This is a genomic window from Xenococcus sp. PCC 7305 (assembly GCF_000332055.1).
GTDB lineage: Bacteria > Cyanobacteriota > Cyanobacteriia > Cyanobacteriales > Xenococcaceae > Xenococcus.
Map to the genome: position 1 here is coordinate 38,729 of NZ_ALVZ01000213.1, position 20,982 is coordinate 59,710.

General features: G+C 40.6%; 11 protein-coding genes and 1 other annotated feature (1 of these 12 running past the window's edge). Of the genes, 5 read left to right on the forward strand and 6 right to left on the reverse strand.

What is annotated here, in order from left to right:
* Positions 1–135 (forward strand) — a sequence feature (ribosomal protein L10 leader region) (it extends 35 nt beyond the left edge of the window).
* Between the two features lie 36 nt (positions 136–171).
* Together rplJ and rplL are read left to right on the forward strand one after the other, a co-directional pair.
* A complete protein-coding gene (gene rplJ / locus XEN7305_RS18270; RefSeq protein WP_006510972.1) occupies positions 172–705 on the forward strand; it encodes a 50S ribosomal protein L10 in 534 nt (177 codons plus the stop codon).
* A gap of 68 nt (positions 706–773) precedes the next feature.
* Positions 774–1,157: a 50S ribosomal protein L7/L12 gene (gene rplL / locus XEN7305_RS18275; protein WP_006510973.1), complete on the forward strand. Its 384-nt coding sequence runs from the start codon at positions 774–776 to the stop codon at positions 1,155–1,157.
* 234 nt (positions 1,158–1,391) lie between these two features.
* On the opposite strand, the gene grrM is transcribed toward rplL, so the two are convergent.
* The 4 genes from grrM to XEN7305_RS18295 all read right to left on the reverse strand — a co-directional run bounded on the left by grrM (position 1,392) and on the right by XEN7305_RS18295 (position 6,277).
* Positions 1,392–2,570: a cyclophane-forming radical SAM/SPASM peptide maturase GrrM/OscB gene (gene grrM / locus XEN7305_RS18280; protein ID WP_006510974.1), complete on the reverse strand. Its 1,179-nt coding sequence runs from the start codon at positions 2,568–2,570 to the stop codon at positions 1,392–1,394.
* A gap of 31 nt (positions 2,571–2,601) precedes the next feature.
* Positions 2,602–2,922, reverse strand: coding sequence for a GrrA/OscA1 family cyclophane-containing rSAM-modified RiPP (gene grrA / locus XEN7305_RS18285; protein ID WP_006510975.1), 321 nt, complete (start codon positions 2,920–2,922; stop codon positions 2,602–2,604).
* Positions 2,923–2,983: 61 nt separating this feature from the next.
* Entirely contained in the window at positions 2,984–3,877 is an 894-nt protein-coding gene (gene grrP, locus XEN7305_RS18290; protein WP_006510976.1) for an extracellular substrate binding-like orphan protein GrrP, read from the reverse strand.
* Between the two features lie 141 nt (positions 3,878–4,018).
* Positions 4,019–6,277 (reverse strand): FdhF/YdeP family oxidoreductase, encoded by a 2,259-nt coding sequence (locus tag XEN7305_RS18295; RefSeq protein ID WP_006510977.1) that lies wholly within the window; start codon positions 6,275–6,277, stop codon positions 4,019–4,021.
* A gap of 554 nt (positions 6,278–6,831) precedes the next feature.
* On the opposite strand from XEN7305_RS18295, the gene XEN7305_RS26895 reads away from it, so the two are divergent.
* Together XEN7305_RS26895 and XEN7305_RS18305 are read left to right on the forward strand one after the other, a co-directional pair.
* Positions 6,832–16,059: an SdrD B-like domain-containing protein gene (locus tag XEN7305_RS26895; protein WP_006510978.1), complete on the forward strand. Its 9,228-nt coding sequence runs from the start codon at positions 6,832–6,834 to the stop codon at positions 16,057–16,059.
* Positions 16,060–16,341: 282 nt separating this feature from the next.
* On the forward strand, positions 16,342–16,977 hold the full coding sequence (locus XEN7305_RS18305) for a transposase (protein WP_006510979.1): 636 nt from the start codon (positions 16,342–16,344) through the stop codon (positions 16,975–16,977).
* 106 nt (positions 16,978–17,083) lie between these two features.
* Here XEN7305_RS18305 and XEN7305_RS18310 read toward each other — a convergent pair whose 3' ends face one another.
* Together XEN7305_RS18310 and XEN7305_RS18315 are read right to left on the reverse strand one after the other, a co-directional pair.
* Complete coding sequence (locus XEN7305_RS18310; protein ID WP_006510980.1) at positions 17,084–17,869, reverse strand: hypothetical protein; 786 nt, start codon at positions 17,867–17,869, stop codon at positions 17,084–17,086.
* 56 nt (positions 17,870–17,925) lie between these two features.
* Positions 17,926–20,250, reverse strand: coding sequence for a tetratricopeptide repeat protein (locus XEN7305_RS18315; RefSeq protein WP_006510981.1), 2,325 nt, complete (start codon positions 20,248–20,250; stop codon positions 17,926–17,928).
* Between the two features lie 98 nt (positions 20,251–20,348).
* On the opposite strand from XEN7305_RS18315, the gene XEN7305_RS18320 reads away from it, so the two are divergent.
* Positions 20,349–20,810, forward strand: a complete 462-nt coding sequence (locus tag XEN7305_RS18320) for a nucleoside 2-deoxyribosyltransferase (protein WP_040898550.1) — start codon at positions 20,349–20,351, stop codon at positions 20,808–20,810.
* The last annotated feature ends 172 nt before the right edge of the window (positions 20,811–20,982 follow it).

Genomic DNA, 20,982 nt, shown 5'->3' on the forward strand with positions numbered 1-20,982 from the left:
TAAATGCTTAATTTCCTGCCGAGGTTCGTGTCCATTGAGTTTTAAATCTTTTTTCCCAGCGACACAAAAAGCAGGAAAAGAGTTTATCAAGGCATGACCTCTGGCAACTAGCTGGAGGTCTTATTTTATGGCGGTTAATACAACCCGTCAAACACAGGAGGTGACAACCGAATGGGGAGAACCCGTGCGAACAAAGGAGTAATTATTGAGCAACTCAAGGAAGACTTGAAGGATGTTCAATTGGCCTTTGTTATTGATTATAAAGGGTTATCAGTATCCGAAATCACCGATCTTCGTAACCGTCTGCGTCCTGTTGGAGGTACTTGTCAAGTTGCCAAAAACACCTTGATGCGGATTGCGGTTGACGGCGATGAAAACTGGAAACCCATGCAGGAATTTCTAAGTGACACCTCTGCTTTTCTTCTGGTAGGAGAAGAAGTGGGTGCTGCTGTCAAAGCCTATAAGGAATTCCAAAAAGCCACCAAAAAAACCGAATTACGCGGTGGGGTGATGGAAGGTCGTGCTTTGACCAAGCAACAGGTTGAAGCCTTAGGCGATTTACCATCCAAAGATCAGCTCTATGCTCAAATTGCTGGTGCAATCAACGGTTTAGCGACCAAGATTGCGATCGGAGTAAAGGAAGTTCCAGCATCTTTGGCCAGAGGAATCAAAGCTGTATCCGAAAAAGACGATCAAGCGGCATAGATTTGTCCGTTTTTGTTCGTTCGATATTTATTGTTAATTGTTCATTGTGATTTAAGGAGTAACCAAATATGTCTGCTGTAGATGAAATTCTCGAAAAGCTAAAGTCTCTAAGTCTTCTAGAGGCTGCTGAATTAGTTAAGCAAATTGAAGATACTTTTGGCGTTAGTGCTGCTGCTTCTGCTGGCGTAGTTATGGCTGCTCCTGGTGCTGCTGCTGGTGGTGAAGCTGCTGAAGAGAAAACTGAATTTGACGTTGTTCTTGAAGATGTACCCAAAGACAAGAAAATTGCGATCCTTAAAGTGGTTCGTGCAATTACTGGTTTGGGTCTAAAAGAAGCAAAAGCAATGGTAGAAGAAACTCCCAAAGCAATCAAAGAAGGAGTTCCCAAGGAAGACGCCGAAGACACCAAGAAAAAATTGGAAGAAGCTGGAGCAAAAGTTGCTGTTAAGTAATTTTCCTGCCAGTAATTGAATAATTCAGGTGGATAATATTCCACCTTTTTGATAGGGAATGTAAAAGTTACATTCCCTATTTTTATTCTTTGTCAGGGCAGGACAAAACATTTTTGTATTTCTTGGAAGAGTTATAGCACTAGGCATTTTTGTTAGGACGTTTTTTTGTTCCCTGTTCCCTGTTGCCTTTCACCAAAACCTACATGATCTAACTATTCTCTATAGTGCCATAATTCATAAACCTAGGGAATTTTCCAAAGATTCCACAACGATATCCGTTAAAATCTGAATACGATAGCGACAACTATTGGTTTGTGCCGAGTTAAATGTTCCGTTTTCCCAATATTTATTACTTCCTGCACCACCACCACAAACCCCAAAATAAGGACAGGTGTTACGGCATAATGTAACTCCAGCAGCCAAATCCTGATAAATTTGTTGAAACTTCTCGCTGAGGCAAACAGATTCCAAACTGTCCTGCCGTAAATTTCCCAAAATAAAGTCTCCATAATCTTGGGTTTTAACTGATAATAATTCGGGATCGAACGTCGAGAAATTTCCCTGATAATCAACATTAACAATGGCAAAAGGATGATTCATTTCTGTAGTCTGCAAACGCTCTTCGTTATATATCAAACTACCCAAGGTTTCAAATTCTCTTAATTGAAACTCACCCTTACTTTGGCTGGTTAATTCCCAAAATCTTTTGATAAAGTGACGATAAGTTGCTTCAGTTTCTGTACCGTCTAGGGAAGAAGATTGGTTGACTCCTTCTGTTTCTTCCATATTGAAGCCAACATCTGTAATTTTATTTTTGACAAAAAATTCAAATAGCTCGTCCGCATAGTGAAGGGAATCCTTAGTAATTACGCAGATCACACTATGGGATATTTCATTTTGTTGCAGATATCGTAGACCTCTCATGGTCATTTCATGGGAAGAGTCACCTTGACGATTTACACGATGGGCATCATGGAGAAAAGCTGGGCCGTCTAAACTAACACCAACATGAACTGGATACTCTTTAAAGAAATCACACCAAGCTTGGGTAATTAAGGTCGCATTAGTCTGGAAAGAATGCTCGACAACGAAGTTTTGTATATTATATTGAGCGTTGATTTTTTGAATTTTGGCAAACGCAGACTTATAGAAAGAAATAGGGACAGTTAATGGTTCTCCAGCATGCCAGCAAATGCTAAGATCACCCCGAAAAAAGCTGCTGGTAAAGATTTTTTCGAAGATAGGTTCGATTAAATCAAGGGATAATAAGTTTCTGAGATGACGGTCTGGTAAATAACAGTAATCACAATTGAGATTACAAAAAGAAGTAGGCTGAATTACGATCAGACTAATTGGGCCAAATTGTGAGATTTCAGGAATTTTTGCTGCAACTTCGGCTTGAGAAAATATCATTTTTCACTTATTTGGGTATGACTCATTATTTCTAGTAACGACGATTTAAAAAGCCACCGCCATCACCCCAACTTCTTCTATTTAGGAAACTACCTCCACCACCATCAGCAAAACCTCCCCGCCGACCTTTTATCCAACTGGCAATGTCTAAGTTTTTTTTCAAGGCAGAAGATGTAGGCACTTTCGTCTCTCGTTCTTTGAGGGTGGCTGCAATTTTTGCCAAACGACTTTCCAGCATTTGGGTATTTTCCGAGGAGGTTGAGTCAACTGGATAAGCCTTAGTTTTTGCGGGAGAATTCAAAGTTGCTAGGGCAACTATAAAACTAATCCAAGTGATTTTTGTTAATTTCAATATCTGCTCCTTATTTATCCTTATTTATAATTGCCACTCTAATTTCAAAATTACTAATTATTTAATTGTCAAAAGGAATTTGTTCGTGATTAGTAATTGTATTTTGATAAAACTCTTTAACCAATTCGGGGTCGATAATTTCAATCACCCCTTCAGGTCCAAACCATTTATTGAGCATCTCTAATGATTGTTGGTCTCCGACAAGATAACCTTCCATCATTTTCGCGATCGCATAATTAGCAATATTGAGAAAACCAGAGTTATTTTCCCGAACCATGCAAGCCACGCCGTAACGGGCATAGGGCTTTTCTGTTAATTTAGGAAATATTTCATAGTCATCAGGAGCGATTTCCTGGCGCACTCCATCGAGAATCAAACTATCTCCAGCTAGGGCATCAACCTGTCCTGCTTTAAAAGCTGCAACCCCTTCGGCAAGAGTTGACATGGTCACTAATGTAGCTTGAGGATAAGCTAACTTCATTGCATCCTGAACAAAGGTAGCAGGGGGAACCCCAATTTTTTTATTGGCAACCGAATCTGAGGTATTTCCTGCTGGGACTAAAAGTCTGATGCCAGACAAACTATATCTGATAGTAAAATCTGCATGGCGGTCTCTTTCCCATGTAAAAACTGTATTACAAGCAACATCGATCTCGCCGCTGGTGAGTTTGGGCAAAACTTCAGTAATGCTATTTGCCTCGACAAAATCTATTTCAATAGTTTTCCCTAATTCCTGCTCTAGTTGCTTTTGGATCAGTTTGACGATGTCTATGGAGTAACCATCTAATTCTTCTTGTTGATTGTAATAAGCATAGGGCACTCTATCAAAAGAAGTTCCCACAACCAATCTTCCAGTCTTAGCTACAGATTCTAATACGGTTTCTGCAACGACTGGTTTAACTCCGAAAACCAACAACAACGCACTAAGAAGAGTGAGTGAAATTTTTTTAATCATTCAATTCAGTAATTCCTCTTGATAAAGTGAATTTTACCTTAGTTGGTCAGAGTTAAGGATTAAATTATTTGGACATTACGACGATTTTCTCTGCAAATCAATCTATCGACGAAAATATAGAATTAATCAAATCAGTATCCATTAACTCGTATAAACTAATACAGGTACTCGTTTAAATGCTGGAGTTCCACAGCGAGTATCTACTGGAGCATCAAAAATTACGTTAACTTCAGGGTAAAACATCAACGCAGCCCCTGAACGGATTTCGCCATAAATAACCTCAATATTTTCCAGCTGACTAACGTTCCCTTTGACTGTTACCCGTTGATGTTCTCTCAACCCAGCATTTTCCGCATCAACTTGATTCATCAAAATGCAGTTGCGATGGGATAGTCCTCGGTATTTATCCTCAGTCCGATAAACTACAGTATTATGCTGAGCATAACCGCGTCCTGTCATCAATGACAGCACTAAACCGTGAGTATATTTAGTCACACCAAAGTCTTGGGCTTGGGGCAAAGATAGCTGAGGCAGGGGCGTAACAAACATCGATGCTTTGCCAGAGGGCGTAGGGAAATGAGGTTGATTCAGAATTCGCCCACTAATAGTAAACTCTGCTTTGGTTTCATCAATCTCTGCTATTTTCTCGTAGCCAGGAATTGTTTGAGCGATTAGCTGTCGAACATATTTGGTATCTTGCAATTGTCGCCAGTCAACAGGATCTTCTCCATGAACACGATGGGCAAGTTCGGTGAGAAAATCTACCTCTGCAATCAGGTCAGAATCTGCAAGATGGGTTGTGCCTTCATCATTAAGACGGACAAAATTGTTCCCCGACTCGACTGTAGTTTTATGGGGGTTTTCAAAACGATTCAGAACAGGAATCACAATTGTCTGCTGTGCTAAACCATGAAAATGACCTAAATTGGGCTTGGTAGATAGATAGATAATGGTTTTGATTTTGCCCAGGGCTCGCTTGACTTTTGGGGAATTAGGATTTGCTCCATACAAGTTTCCCCCCAAACAGATTAGAGTATCTACCTTTCCCGCATCGGCTGCTTCAATTAAAGCATGGGTATCATATCCTGGTACTCGGCTTAGAGGACGATCTAAAAGCTGTTCCAAAGACTGTTGAATTTCTTTTTTAAGGTCAACTGTCACGCCCATCGAACCAAAACCCTGAACGTTGGAATGCCCTCTTATCGGCATCAATCCAGCTCCCAACTTGCCTAGATTTCCTGTCATCAAAGCAGTATTGGCAATACTATTGACATTGTCCACTCCGTTTTGCTGCTGGGTAATCCCCATCGCCCAGGCAAAGACAACTTGGGGAGACGAACTAATGATTTGGGCGGCAACTTCGATTTCTGCTTGAGAAACACCACAGGTTTCGGTAATTGTCTCCCAGGATATAGAACGAGCATGGGCCAAAACTTCTGACCAGTCTTCGGTATGTTCTTGCAAAAATTCTTGGTTGATTTTTTCCTGTTCGAGTAATGACTTTTGGATACCGACAAACAGGGCCACATCACTACCGGGAATCGGCTGAAGATAGATAGAAGCAATCTCTGAGCCACTCAGAAAAGATTTGAGAAAAGCAGGAGAGCCAAATTTAACCAATCCTTTTTCCTTGACTGGATTAATTACAATCACTTTGCCACCGCGATCGCGCAGCTCAATCAATTCGTTCATTAAACGAGGATGATTATAGGCAGCATTAGAACCTGCTAACACCACACAGTCAGTTTCTTTTAAGCTTTTCAAACTAACTGTTGAGGTCCCAGTGCCAAACATCCGTTTGAGTCCCCAAGTCGAAGGTGCATGACAAAGATCAGAACAGTCTGCCAGATTATTGGAACCCAAGGCACGAATCATTAGTTGTAGCAAAAAGGCTGCTTCATTAGAAGAACGACCCGAACTATAGGATGCTACTCTTTCAGGGGTTATTTTAAATGCTGCTTCTGCCAGCCGATAAATTTCATCCCAACTTATTTTCTGATAGTGACTATTTCCTTTGGAAAAAATTACGGGGAAACTCCACCTACCCAATTTATCGGCTTCTAAAGAGGTGAGCTGCTGAAGTTGTTCAATGCTTTGTTGCTCAAAGAAATTCTTCTTAATTGGTGGTTGAATCTCGGCAGCGATGGCCTCAACACTTTTCATACAGCGTTGGAGCTTTTCTCCCTCTTCGTTGGTGAAGCCTCCTAGCTGCCCACCGGTTCCCCAGGCACAAGATAAACAAGCACTTTTATGTAATAAGGTCTGCCAGATTTTCGGGCCTTCTGGCGATAGGGTCTGTTTTGCCCAGTATTTTATTACTGGCAAGCCTCCTCCTGCGGTGGGAATCTTTTGCTCGGAATCTAATTCTTCTGAAGTGGGTTGAATCAGCTTCTCATCCACATTGCTACCTCTCTTTCTTGATTAAGGTGAGTTTGAGGAAAATTTTAGATGTATATCTTTATCTATTGCTGTATCTATTGTCTCATCTGAAGGTACAGAAAAACTGTACTTTGACCCCGGTCTGAACTTATTGGATTATGGAAATTAGAAAAAATGGCTCTAAAAATCATCCTCCCCTAATTGCAATTAATAAAACCCCCTTAATCTTGTATCATGAAAGTCTTAATATTAATTTACGAAACCCCAATTCATTTTTCTGATTGCTATAAATGAAGTGTCGTCATTTGTCGGCTCAATTATTCTTAATTACTATGATATTTGCCAATATTATTGGGGAATTATCATTTATAGATGCATTTAGTCTTGCTTGTAGTCTGTAGAAAGCTTCTTAGTCAATTTTACTATAGATTGCTTGAAAATGATAATTGTTATCAAAAATTTTATCTAATGCATTTCTACCATTTATGGTGATCAGCCACGCCTCTTTTTTTGGGCTGTTTTTTTGTCTTGAGATAAGACAGTTTGTCATTCTGTAATTCTTTTTTGTTTAGCTTATGTCCACAAATGATTTTCATCCCCTAGTTGATGGCACAGTTCTAGCTGGAAATAAAAACAGTAATATTCTGGTGGGAACGGAGTTTAACGATCAACTTTTTGGCCTAGGTGGCAATGATGCCTTAGTCGGGCAAAATGGTCAGGATTTATTACTGGGAGCTATTGGCAATGATGCCTTGTATGGCTTGGACGGGGGCGATAAGTTAGACGGTGGTCAGGGAAATGACAATTTGTTGGGGGGGCCTAATAGTGATTGGCTATTTGGTCGTCTGGGCGACGATGTTTTATGGGGCGAAGATGGTGATGACGATCTCAGTGGAGGAAAGGGCACTGACATCCTCAATGCTGGACCCGGTGATGATTTTGTTAATGGTGGTATAGGTAATGATTACCTATTGCTAAAGGGTGGCTCTGATACTGTAGTTCTGGGTCCGGGGAATGGATTTGATATTGTTCTCGACTATCACGATGGACAGGATAAGATTCAGATTAATCAGTTGAATTTCCATCAGTTGGAGATTTCTCCCTTGGGTCATAAGGGGACATTGATTAGTGTCGATGATCCAGGTTCACATTTTGATGGCGAGACTTTAGCTTTACTACGGAATGTCGATCCACATTTGCTAGATATCGATGATTTTATTTTCAATCAAGGCCCAACGATTACCAGTGAAAATTTTAATGAAGTCCCCGAAAATGAGACAGCTGCAATAGATGTTAATGCGATCGACGATTTTGATGGAGAAGGTTCTGGATTAACTTTTAGTTTGACTGGGGGAACTGATAAAGAGCAGTTCGAGATTGATTCTCGTACGGGAGAAGTTAGTTTTAAAGAGGCTCCCGATTTTGAAAATCCTGGAGATGCCGATGGGGATAATAATTATCATATTCGGGGCAAGGTTACTGATTATGGTGGTTTAAAGGATGTTCAGGATATCACTATCACAGTTACGGATGTTAATGAAGCAGAAGTGACTGCGGCTTTGATGAATGATACGGGAATTGATGGTGATGGAATTACTATTGATCCCACGGTGGCGGGAGAAATTATTAGCTCAGAAGATGGCGAGGTGATTCCCCCAGAAGAAATTGTCTCGTTGATGGGACGACTTAATGGTGGGGAATATATTGATATTAGTACGGCCTTAATTGGCGACGGTACTTTTAAAATCTTTGAAGAGTTTGAGGCTTTAAGTGATGGCAACTTACCTGATGGGGATTACACGTTAGGTCTAAAGGCGACTAATGTTTCAGGGGAAGATACACCAGAATTTATCGTTAGTTTCACTTTGGATCGCACACCTCCAGAGATCACTTTTGATTTGGCTCCAGAAAGTGATACTGGCGAAGTTGGCGATATGATTACCACGGAGCGGTTGGTAAATCTGGTGGGTCAAACTGATCCTAATTTGCAGGTAACTTTGGTACAAACGGGAGAAATTACCACTGCTGATGAGAATGGTGATTTCACTTTTACTGATGTGCCACTTCAGTCTGCGGGAACTAGACCTTTTACTGTGATAGCGGTTGATGATGCGGGTAATCAGGGTAGGTTTACTAAGGATATAACTCGGGTTGGGGTTAATGGTGCTCCAACGATTACTAGTACTCCTGAAACTGTGTTTGAGCCGGAAACTGAGGATAGTTATCGTTATCAAGTTCAGGCAGTCGATCCAGATGAAGATAATCTCAATTACATTTTGCTTGATGCACCAGATGGGGCAAGTATTAATGAAAATGGGGCAATTATCTTTACTCCTGAAGGAACTATTCAACCTTCATATCCATTTACCGTGCAGGTGGATGATGGTCGTGGTGGTACGGATGTTCAAGAGTTTGCGGTTGAAGTGCCTGGTGTTGGTGGTACGGGTATTATTCGAGGTATTAAATGGAATGATCTAAATGGCAATGGCGATCGCGATGATTCAGAACCTGGTTTGGCAGGAGTTACAGTTTATTTAGATAGTAATAATAATGGTGTTCTAGATCTAGAAGAACCAACTCAAGTAACAGCAGAAGACGATCCAACTACTACCGATATTGATGAAACGGGACAGTATGAATTTAATAATCTTCCTGCTGACACTTATATTGTACGGGAAGTTGTTCCAGTAGGATTTGAGCAGACATTCCCCAGTAGCTTGACAGCTCCTACTGGCGACGGTTTTGCTGATGTTGTTTTAGAATTCTTTGATAGTGGAGTCGGACCGATTCCTGGGCCCTACGGCTCACCTCCTGGGACTACACGCTTCAATATTCCTGTTAGCACGGATGTTGTTCTGGGACCTCCTTTCAGACCTCGGACTGATTTAAGTGGTGACTTTCTGTCTTTGCCTACAGGCACTTTTATTACCGTTGGCTTCACTGATGAGGTAGTTATTGATGGGCCAGGAGATGACATTTTCATTGAAAGTTTATTTGATTCGGCGGGTGAATTCGCTGAGATTTCTGTTAGTGCAGATGGGAATGAATTTGTTGTTCTTGAAACCATTGGTCAAGGAGGTTCTCAAGGAGTTGATTTAGCCGACATCAACTTTACAGAGCCTGTGGTGGCTGTGCGCATTGAAGGACTGGATAATCGTGGTTCAGCGCCAGGTTATGACTTGGTAAGTGTGGAAGTGCTTCCTGGAAGTATTGCGAATCCTGACTTTTATACTGTCGAGCTAGAGGAAGGTGAAGTTGTTGAAAATATTGACTTTGGTAATACACAGGTTGCTTCGGGTATTATTCGAGGTATTAAATGGGACGATCTAAATGGCAATGGCGATCGCGATGATTCAGAACCAGGTTTAGCTGGAGTTACTGTTTATTTAGATAGTAATAAAAATGGGGTTCTAGATCCAGGAGAGCCAGTACAAATAACAGCGGAAGACGATCCAACCACTCCTAATATTGACGAAGTAGGACAATATGAATTTAATAATCTTGCTGATGGAATTTACGATGTTCGAGAAATAGCTCCTGAGGGATTTGAGCAAACTTTCCCTGTTGATAGAGAAGGAACTACAGGAGATGGTTTTGCTGATGTAGTTTTAGAATATTTTGATAGTGGTTCAGGACCAATTACTGGGCCTTATGGATTTGACGGGGTTAATGGCAATGTCCCAGTATCAGTAGATGTTGTCTTGGGAAATAATAATCAATCTCTAGCTTTGCCGACCGACTCTTTTGTGACAGTAGGTTTTACTGATGAAATTATTATTGATGGACCTGGAAATGATATTTTTGTCTCAGAGTTAGGAGCAGCAGGAGACAGAGCGGAAGTCTTTGTTAGTTCTGATTTAGAAAATTTTACCTTCATAGGTATTGGCAATGGAGGCAATACTTCAGTTTTTGATTTGAGTTCTATTGAATTTACAGAGCCAGTAAGAGCTGTAAAAGTTGTAGGACTAGATAATAGAGGTTCAGTCCCAGGTTTCGATCTTCTTAGCGTACAAGGTTTACCTGAAAGTATTACTAATCCTGATTTTTATACTGTCGACCTAGCTCAAGGAGAAGTTGTTGAAAATATTGACTTTGGTAATGCGCAGGTTGCTTCGGGAATCATTCGTGGTACGAAATGGGAAGATCTAGATGGTGATGGTGAACGGGATGATGCTGAGCCTGGTTTGGGCGGAGTTACAGTTTATTTAGATCTTAATAATAATGGTATTTTAGAAGCAGATCATGGTGAACCAATTCAAGTAACAGCCAACGACGATCCTGATACTCCCAATATTGATGAGACGGGGCAGTATGAATTCAGAGATTTAGAAGCTGGTAACTATATAGTTCGTGAAGTTGTTCCTGATGGATTCGAGCAGACGTTCCCTCTTGGCAGCAGCACGCAAATTGGAGATGGATTTGCCGATGTTGTTCTAGATTTCTTTGATAGCACCGGCGAGGGACCGATAGGTGGTGGCGATAATATTCCTCTCGAATCACCTGTGGATACGAGCGTTGTCCTAGGCAGTGATGAAGAGAACAAAGATTTCTTGATTCTTCGCAAGGATTCATCGATTACGGTTGGCTTCACTGATGAAGTTGTCGTAGATGGTGAAGGAGACGATATTTTTATCGCAGAGGAGATCCCTCGGGATGAACAAGCTGAAGTTTTTGTGAGTTCAGATGAAGAAAACTTTGTTTCTTTGGGAATTGCCGATGGGGGCACTACAACAGCTCTTGACTTGGCTGCTATTAGCTTCACAGAACCTGTCAGGGCAGTTAAAATTGTTGCCCTCAATGATGGCAGTGGAACTCCTGGGTTTGAGCTGCTGAACGTCCAAGTTCTGCCCAACAGCATTGCCAATCCTGGCTTCTACAATATCGAACTAGCTGAAGGAGAAGTTGCCACCGATATTGATTTTGGTAATGTTCTGACTGATCTCAACCTTAATTTTGATCCAGAAATACTTTCAGAGCCTATTACTACAGCTTTTGAGGGAATTCCCTATCAATATAATGTAGCAGCGGTAGATCGCAATCGGGATGAGCTAACTTATAGCTTGCCTACAGCTCCTGACGGTATGGAAATTAATGAAGATACGGGAGTGATTACTTGGGATACAGGCGCTGTTGATAACTATGAAGTCGTAGTTCAAGTTGATGATGGTCGAGGTGGAGTTGTTACACAAACCTATAATTTAGAGGTGGTAGCGGCTCCAGTCGATGATATACCACCAGATGTATCCCTTGGGTTTAGCGGTACGGTCTTTAATATTGGGGATACGATTAATCTGCAAATTGCCGCCACAGATGATACTGGTTTATCAGATTTAGATCTTGCTTTTGATGGTAATTCTCTACCTCTAACTCCAGATATTGCTGATATTGGGGTAATTAATACTTCTTCTGTGAACTTCACTGAGCCAGGCGTATTTGATATTGTGGCCTCTGCTACCGATCTTGGGGGTAATAGCGATACTGAGACACTTTCTATACGGGTGCTCGATCCTGATGATACCGAAGCGCCAGAAGTAGAAATCGATGTGAGTGAATTTGATCCTTTCGATTTAGTAATTAGAGAGAAAACTAATATTGTTGGTACCGTTAGTGATGAAAATCTCGAATTTTATCGAGTTGAAATTGCGCCTGTTAGTCTAATTGACCTTAACAATCCTGCGGCTCCAAACCCAGCTTACATAACTGTTGGTGAAGGTACAGACAATATTGAGAATGGTGTTTTAGCTTGTTTAGATCCCAATCTCTATGCCAATGACAACTATTTCTTGAGGGTTTTAGTTCAGGATATCAACGGAAATGTGAATGTAGAGGGCTTTGGTGTGGGAATTAATTCCCAGAACAAACCAGGAGAATTTAGCCTCGAATTCACCGACTTATCGATTCCAGTGGCAGGCATACCTATTGAAGTAACTCGGAACTACAGCAGTTTGGAGTCTAATATCCTTGGTGATTTTGGATTTGGTTGGACTTTGGGATTAGGAGATCCTCGGATTGTAGAATCTGCGCCTTCTGGAGTTGACCTCACCCAAGATGATTTCTTTGGTGGAAATTCCTTTACCCAAGGAACGAGGGTTGAATTAACTACGCCCGATGGCCGTAGAGTGGGCTTTACTTTCGAGCCTGTGCCTAATGGAGGTAGTTTCTTAGGGGCAAGATTTGCTCCTAGCTTTGTGCCAGATCCAGGAGTCAATGAAACTTTAACAGTGCCTGATTTCCCCTTGAGCCTCAATGGAGATGGTTCAGTTGGTCTCTATTTATTTGGATTTACTTATAATCCTAGTGAATATACATTAACTGCTAAAGATGGAACAGAGTACCAATACAGCCAAAATGTAGGGCTACAAACTGTCACAGATCGCAATGGCAATGTACTGACCATTACCGATGATGGAGTTACTAGTTCTACAGGAGTGGGAATTGAATTCGTTCGCGATGATCAAGGACTAATCACTGAGATTATTGACCCTGAGGGAGAATCAATTGAATATCGTCGTGATGCGAATAATGATTTAGTTGGGGTAAGCGATCGCGAAGAGAATGAAACGACCCATAAGTATGAATCTGATAGAGCGCATTATTTGACAGAATTAATCGATCCTTTGGGAAGAATAGGAGTTCGTACTGAATATGATGAAAATGGTCAAATTAGCAAGATATTTGATGCTGATGGTAATGCTCTAGATATTGATTATGATTCTGCCAGCTCTACTCAAACAATAACCGATCCCTTTGATAATAAAACTACCTTTATCTTTGACGATCGTGGTAACATCATCAGTGAGATTAATGCTTTAGGTGGGTTAACTACTCTTACTTATGACGATAAGAACAACTTAAAGTCAGAAACTGATCCTGAAGGAGATACTATCAGTTATAGTTATGACGATAAGGGTAATGTCTTAACCGAAACTGATGGAGAAGGTAATACTACTACCTTTACCTATAATGCCAATAACGATATCCTCACGGAAACAAATGCGCTAGGTAATGTTACCACTAATACCTATGATGCTAATGGTAATTTAAAAACGAGAGAAGATGCAGAGGGTAATGTAACAACTTATGGTTATGGACTATATAGCCTATTAACCAGTATTACTGATGCGGAAGGTAATGAAGGCACCTTTGCTTATGATGGTCGAGGATATTTAACCCAATTAAACTATCCTTCTGGAGCTAAGTTCACTTTCACCTATGACAATAATGGTAATGTCAGAACGCTAATTAATGACTTAAATCAAGCCGTCACTTTTACTTATGATAATGAAGGAAGGGGAATTAGTGTAACTAATCCAGAAGGCAATACCAGTTTTACTAAATATAATAGTTTTGGTGATACAATAGCAGAAATTGATGAGTTAGGGCGACGTACTGAGTTTGTTTACAATGACAGAGGCTTATTGATTGCTACCATTTACCCTGATGCTACTTCTGGTAATCTTGATGATAATCCTCGTATTATTAATGAATATGATGAGTCAGATCGTCTAATTGCGACAAGAGATGAGTTGGAAAGATTTACTTATTATGAATATGATGCGCTCAGTCGTTTGGAGAAAACTATTTATCCTGATGCCACTCCAGATAATTTAGACGATAATCCTTTTATCCTCACCGAATATTATGCTGATGGTTTAGTGGCTGCTGAAATCGATGAGTTAGGTAACCGTACTGAATTTGAATATGACAAAGCCGGTAATGTAGTCATTCAAAGGGATGCGTTAGGTAATGAAACCATCTTTGAATATGATGCAGTAGGTAATCTGAAAGCTATGATTAATCCTAATGGTAATCGAACTGAATATAGTTATGATGGTTTAGGGCAGTTAATCGAAATTGAATATGCCGATGGTACAGTTGAGCAACAAATTTATAATTCCCTCGGTTATTTGATTGAGGTAATCGATCAAGCTGGAGTCAGCACTAATTATGAATATGATGCTTTAGGAGCATTAACAAAGGTAATTGACGCTTTAGGTGGTGAAACTGAATATATCCGAGATACGGAAGCTAATATTATTCAACAAATCAATGCTAATGGTAATATTATCAACTTTACCTATGATGATTTGAACCAAGTCGCCACCAATACTCTACCCTTAGGACAAATTGCTACCACTACTTATGATGCGGTGGGTAATATTGCTACAACTAATGATTTCAACGGTGTTGTAACGACCTACACTTACGATGAGCGAGATCGTCTGATTGCTCGTAGCTATTCTGATAGAACGCCTACTGAAACCTTCACCTATACTTTAACTGGAGAATTAGAAACTGTTACAGATAATCGAGGCACGACAACCCATGAATATGATGAAAGGGATAGGTTGATATCTCGGACGGAACCTGATGGTCGCAAGATTGAATATACTTATGATGCTGCGGGTAATATTCTTACTTTAAGTACTGATTCTGGGGTTACTGAATATACCTATGATGTTCTGAATCGGATTGATACCGTAACCGATCCTGATGACGGAGTAACCGACTATGATTACGATCCGGTAGGTAATTTGATTACTACCTCTTTTCCCAATGGAGTGGTTGAAAACCGTGATTATGACTCTCTCAACCGTTTGATAGAACTGGAGAATGTTAACGGTAGTGTGATATCCAGCTTTAGCTATACATTAGACGAGGTCGGCAATCGGATTAGGATCGAGGAAGAGGACGGCAGAGTTGTGGAATATGAATATGATGTCCTTAATCGTTTAACTGAGGAATCGGTTACTGATGCCGTCAATGGGAATTTCATTGTTGAATATGTCTATGATGCGGTGGGTAATCGACTACAGAAAGATGATTCGGTTAATGGTCTAACAACCTATAACTATGATGACAATGATCGTTTAATTAGCGAAACAACCAATAATGTAGTTACCCAATATGAATATGATGATGAGGGTAATTTGATTACTAAGAGGATTGATAGTGAAAATCAAACCACTTATGAATGGAATGCCAAGGGTGAACTAACCGCAGTCGAAGCTACTGAAAATGGTTCTACAGGACGTGTTGAATATGAATACGATCATGATAGTATTCGCGTAGCGATAAATATTGATGGAGCGGAAACACGCTTTTTAATTGATAAGCATCAACAGCAATTTGCTCAAGTGATTGAGGAATATCTCACCAGCGGAGAGGGTAATAAATCCTATGTTCATGGTTGGGATCTTATTTCTCAAGACGATGGTACTGAAAGGGTTTACTATCATGTAGATGGCTTAGGAAGCACTCGTAATATAACTGATGTCAATGGCGGCGTAGTAGTTGAATATACCTTTGATGCCTATGGTAATTTGATTAATCAAGTAGGTGATACAGAGAATAACTACTTATTTACAGGTGAGCAGTTTGATAATGAAATTGGATTAAATTACAACAGAGCCAGATATTATGATCCTAATACAGGTAGGTTTATTTCTAGGGATTTTTTTGACGGGTTTAATGATCAGCCCTCAACTTTACAAGATTATTTGTATGCTATTGCAAATCCTGCGAATTATACTGATCCTAGTGGAGAAATTGTAAACATAACTTATGCAAGACTTTCACTTCAGGGAATAGTCTTTTACTCATTTTTACAAGCCGCATTTATTGATTCAGTTATTCCTAATTGTGGTCCAGATTATTTAAGCGAATTTTTGGGGCAAGTAGCATATTTAACTTTGAGAAATACATTATTATTTTTTGCAATAATAACTGGAGCTGGATTTTGGGGAGGATTTGGTTGGTTTAATGTACTAGATGCTTGTGTTGATGGGAATCCCTCTGAATAATCTTTTTTCCCTCTGAAACAATAGGTCGATCAATTTTTGTGAGGTTGAATGCAATCTTTTTTGTGGAGTGAAGAGCGATCATTGTGGAGAGGCGATCGCGTAAATGAGAGTTTACGTTAATAGAAAACAACAGATCACAATTGATGGTAGGGGCGCAAGGCTTGCGCCCAATAATTATCGAAACAGATTAAAGATTACACAAAGTCAAACATGGCACATGCGTAAATATTGTACGCGATCGCGCAGCGCCTCGTCTGTAGCGCGATCGCAGATTTGAATTTAATGAAATATAATCCCCAACATCATCATCGTCGTTCAATTCGGTTACCAAAATACGATTATTCGCGATCTGGACTTTATTTTGTCACCATTTGTACTTATCAAAAATTAAATTGGTTTGGCGAAGTTTGTGACGATAAAATCTGTCTTAATCAAATTGGGAAAATTGTAGCCCGAGAATGGTTACGATCTTCAGAAATACGACAGGAAATTGAATTGGATGAATGGGTTGTAATGCCGAATCATTTTCATGGGATTGTGGTTATCAATCAGAACCATGATGACGGAAATATTCGTAAATTAACAGATCCCAAAACCAATAATTCGGGCGCACATTCGGGCGCACATTCGGGTACATATTTGGACACGCATTTGGGCGCAAGTCTTGCGCCCCTACGGATGCGGAAACCTCGTTCTTTGTCGTCTTTTGTGGCTGGTTTTAAATCTGCTGTAACCAAACAAGTTCGTCAGATTTGTCAAGAACCAAATTTACGTCTTTGGCAACGTAATTATTATGAATCGGTGATTCGCGATCGGCAACAACTGGATAATGTTCGGCGATATATTATCAACAACCCTCTTTGTTGGCATGAAGATCCAGAAAATCAGAATCATCAATCCATTGACTTCCCCTTTTAAATTAAGTTTCTATTATATTGCTATATTATCAATCCTTGACTAACGAAACACCAACTTCAGCTTAATCAACAAAAGATTACCAGTGAGATCGTCTTATGTTTTGGGATTATGGGTCGCGGCTTATCTTCGAATGAGGGGGATTCTGATCTGAATGTGCTTCCTTTGAGGTGAGAGCTGGCTTTGGTCCCTTGCCTTCAACAAAATCAATCTGCAACAATAAATTTGGCGACCATTGTTGAAGATAAAATAATAATCCGTAAATAAACACAATCATTCCCGTCATCTCCATGGCCTCCTCAACCGTTGCAATTAAGGCATAGGTGAGGTTTTGTTGTCCTTGAGCTTCGGCAACATGACTACCGATCGCCTCCATAATTAAGGCGCCTCCCACATAGAAAGCGGCTGCTAGGAAAAAATGTCGTCGGGATTTGTAAGGCAAATTTTGCGTAAATTTCCAAAAACGCTTGCCAAACCAAAGCACAAATATTGCTCCAGGAATTACCCATAATGAATGTAAAAACCAAGGTAAATTCAAAGCTTTACTAACTTCGGGAATAATCAAAATTTCGTGAACACTTAAAACCTCATCGAGCGCCATTAGCACAAAAATAGTTGATAATAGCTGCCAATCAGTTGCAGAGCGATCGCCCTGCTGTTTTTTCCCCTGGGCAATGATTTTTAATAACAAAGCACAAAAGGCCAAAGTCCAGGCAGACAACCAAGTAGGGACATTCATCTCGCGGTCTAGATTAAGAATTCTCGTCCAACTTTCGCGATAATCAAACACATATTTCCCGATTTGGATTCCGGTACTCAAAATAATTAGTATAATAGCCCCGATAGCTAAATATCTGACGATAGAACTTGGTTTGATTGGTACTTTTAATTGCATTGTTATTTGAAATCTGAAGAGATTAGAATCCCAAGATATTAATCGAGTTATTGTGCTTAGGCAAGATTAGCAAAATAGGGATCGACTCTGGCCTCTTGTCGATATTTAGGATTAAGCTTGACAGCTTGTTTTAAATTTTTGATGGCCAATTCCACTTGATTGAACATTGCATAGCAAATCGCTCTATTATAGTAAGCCTGAGCATAATCCGATTGTAGCTCCAAAGTGCGATCGCAACTTACCAGGGCAGCTTCATACTCTTCTAGTTTAATGAGAATATTCCCTCGATAGTTCCAAGCTTTAGCTAATTTGGGATTTAGTTCTACTGCCTTATCAAAAGAAGCTAGGGACTCTTCATCGCGAGACAGCATTTCTAGGGACATGCCGCGATTCATCCAAGCGACCGCATTGCCTGGTTGAACTTCTACCGCATGATCAAAAGATTCGAAAGCCGGTTCATGTCGGCGCAACATACCAAAAGCAACGCCTCGATCTACCCAGGCTTGATAATAATCGGGTTGAATTGCCACCGCTTTATCATAATTGGCGATCGCATCTTGGTAACGCTTCATCCGAGAATAGGTAATGCCACGATTACACCAAGCTTCTGCAAAACTAGGTTGAATTTTGAGCGCCTTGCCAAAAGCTGCGATCGCACCTTCGTATCTCTTGAGATCTCTTAGGGCAATCCCTCGTTGATTCCAAGCTTGGGCATTTTCGGGCTGAAGTTCTAGCGCTTGGTCAAATAAGGCGATCGCTTCTTGATAATTTTCCTGCTCTAGCAGCTGATTACCCTGGGCAATGAAATCATCAGGCTTCTGAAACCATTGGGGTTGATTTTGTTGAAGAATTTCGAGGGGTTCGCGAAGAGTTTGGATATCTTGCTCTATTTGAGAGAGGGCAGTAGCAGAAAACTCCTGGGGAGTTATTTGGGCTAAATCTTCGAGAATTTGGGTTTTCTGAGTTTGGGCTTCTGATTGGATTTGGGATAGTTCAGAAGTAGTTTTGCTTTGCAGTTGCTCTAGATTTTGTAAGGTTTGTTCCCGACTCTGGTCTATTTGCGATCGCATTGCGATAAATTGATTAGTAACTTCAGCTTCCAATTGAGACAAATTTTGCAATGTCTGGGATTTTTGAGTTTGCAGTCCTGAATTTTCCTGGGCAATGCGATCGCTAAATTCTTTTTCTAGCTGAGCCAATTTCTCCAGACTTTGGTCAATTTGTTGTTTAACTTGCGATCTCGAATCTACCAATTCTGTAGCGAGTTCGGTACCCAAATTTTCGAGATTTTGGACAACAAATTCCTGCTGTTGCTGAAGGTTTTGTTCGGCATTGGCTTGCAATTCGGAGAGTTGATTAGAGAATTGAGACTTGATTTTTGTCAAACTCTGCCGCAGCTCTTGCTGTTGCTTTTGTGTTGTTGTTTGGAGCTGAGCTAATTCTGTTGTGAAGTTGGTTTCTGCTTGTTGTAAATCCTGCAAGGTATTTTGTTGTTTTTCGCGAGCTTCTACTGCCAAAGCGGAGATTTGGGGCGTAAACTCAGCAGATTGACGAGATAAATCTTTGAGGACTAGATCTTGCTGTCGCTTAGTTGTGTTTTGCAATTGTAGGAGTTTGGCGGCAAACTCACTAGCGGAGGTTTCCAGATTTTGGATTATGGCAGTTTGTTTTGCCGCAGCTTCTGACTGGATTGACGTAAGTTTGGGAGATAGCTCGGAACTTAATTGGGTGAAGTTCTGAATTATGCGATCGCTCTGCGCTTGTGTCTGAGTCTTAAGTTTTTGTAGTTGATTATTAAATTCTGTTTCCAATTGGGCTAATGTTTGGCCATGGGTGGCAATATCGCCTTCGATAGTGGTAATTCCCTGTTGTTTAGCAGCCGCAAATTCTCCTAACAGATCCGCGATCTCTTTTTGTTTTTGATTTAACTCTTGTTGAAATTTGATAACCTCATCTTCTAGCCGATTGCTAGTTTGTTGGGCGTTTTGTAGTAATTGAGTTAAATCTTGAGTCACATTGGTGAGTTGGGATTTTGCGGTTGTCAGTTCCTGAAGATTTTTGCTGACAAGATGGGCTACCTCTCGAATCACCGATCTGCGCAATAACCATAAAGATGCGATCGCACCTGTTAACAGTAATGCTAAAGTCGCCAAGATTATTAGATTGAATTGGGTTATCGTGCGGCTAAAAACTCGGTTGGCCTCCGCTTCAATCTGTTCTTGAATTTGTTGCTCCGATTGCAATTGAGCTAGTTGGGGCGATAAAACCTTCCCAGGGGCGATCGATTGAGCCTCAGCCCAGGCTGTTGGGAATAGCAAAGTTGCTAAAATTAAGCTATTTTGCGATAACCAGATTAAAAACTTGGGATATTTGTTGCTCATCGGAAATGCCTCTGTCTACTGGCAACATTATGCCAGCACTACTCGAAGTTAATCAAAATATAATTCTCACAATTCAACAATCCCGAATTATCAAGATAATGAGCAAAAAGATTTATCTCGCCAATCCCTATGGATTTTCTCAACAACAAAAAGCCCTACTGCTTCCGCCCATGATCGATAAATTGCAATCTATGGGCGCAGAAGTTTGGGAACCATTTCAACGGAGTGAACAACTCGACTTATCCCAGCCAGGTTGGGCTTACAAAGTTGCGCAAGCAGATCTCCATGATGTCAAAGAATGCGATGGCATATTTGCTATTGTCAACGGGACACCTCCAGATGAAGGAGTTATGGTGGAATTGGGTGTAGCCATAGCACTTCATAAACAAGTTTTTCTCTTTCGAGATGATTTCCGTCGCTGTACAGATAGCGAAGATTACCCACTAAATCTAATGATCTTTGCTGGGTTACCAGAAATTGGTTGGGAAGACTATTATTACACTTGCATTGCCGAACTAGATTCTCAGGATAAAGCTTTGTTCAAATGGCTCAAACAATAAGCAAATGACGTTGCTCAGAAGTCAAAAGTCAAATAGCGGTGCGATAAAAAAGTGGGAATTAGCCAATCGCAAAGCAATTTTAACGGGGCTTCGCCCTTGAAGGCAGAGGGCAGAGGGCAGCGGTGAGACCCCGCGCCGCCGTCAGGCGCAAGGGAACGCTCACCAAGAGAGA